We start from the raw sequence: 318 nt of genomic DNA on the forward strand, positions 1-318 counted from the left end.
AAACCCCATAGAAAAGAGCCATCATGACCAATGCAACCATCGCGAACGAACCATCGGCGGCCGCATCCGCAGCCGAGCACCCCGCCGCGACCATCCCCGCGCTGCGCCTCGACCGCGGGTCATACTCCTACACCAAAGGCGGCAAGAAGGTGCTGGACGGCAGAAGCCACGACTTCCAGCCCGGCATGGTCCACGCCATCACAGGCCCGTCCGGCGCCGGCAAGACCACGCTGCTGTCGCTGCTGTCCGGACTGGCCGTCCCCACCGAAGGCCGCGTGCTCTACCATGGCAACGACCTCGCCAAAACGGACCGGTACC

1 protein-coding gene is annotated in these 318 nt (G+C 66.0%); it reads left to right on the forward strand.

Translation table 11 applies throughout. From position 1 onward, the window contains the following. Nucleotides 1–23 precede the first annotated feature (23 nt). Nucleotides 24–318: ATP-binding cassette domain-containing protein (locus DF200_RS11280; RefSeq protein WP_146192081.1), on the forward strand; the 295-nt coding region annotated here is incomplete at its 3' end.

Origin of the sequence: Bifidobacterium catulorum (assembly GCF_003129925.1) — a bacterium.
GTDB lineage: Bacteria > Actinomycetota > Actinomycetes > Actinomycetales > Bifidobacteriaceae > Galliscardovia > Galliscardovia catulorum.